Annotated in this window: 1 protein-coding gene; it reads right to left on the reverse strand. The window is 60.9% G+C overall.

Annotation, left to right across the window (positions count from 1 at the left end; translation table 11 throughout):
* On the reverse strand, nucleotides 1-442 hold a 442-nt coding region (locus QZR30_RS27930; RefSeq protein WP_311904787.1), incomplete at both ends, for a hypothetical protein.

Here is a 442-nt window from a genome sequence, read left to right on the forward strand (position 1 = left end):
ATGAGTGACCGTCTTGTCCGCAGGCGCCGTCGCATCCCCCTTGGGATTCGAAGCCACGACAGGCACATCATCCACACGCTCTTTCTGCTTCAGCACCGCGTTCTGCCGCGCCTTCCAGCGCATCTGCATCGTGCCTTGCTTCAGCCCGCCGACCACCCCGCGAACCGCCACCGCTTTGTAACGGTCAACCGCCTGCATGAACTTCGTGAGAATCGCCAGCACGCCCTCCACGAAGCCCAATGCCGCCGCAAGAATCTGCTTGCCGTACTTGACCAGGCGCATGCTCAAATACGCCACGCCCGCCGCTGGCAAGGCGATGGTCAACACTGCGCCAATCACCAGATCAATCAGCAGCGACACCATAAAACTGGCAGCTGCCTGCGCAACTTCACTGGGCGGTAACGCGTCCAGCCAGATCATGGCGGTGCGCAGTAACAGATCA

Source organism: Pseudomonas sp. rhizo25 (assembly GCF_031931935.1).
In the GTDB taxonomy this organism is placed as follows: Bacteria; Pseudomonadota; Gammaproteobacteria; order Pseudomonadales; family Pseudomonadaceae; genus Aquipseudomonas; species Aquipseudomonas synxantha.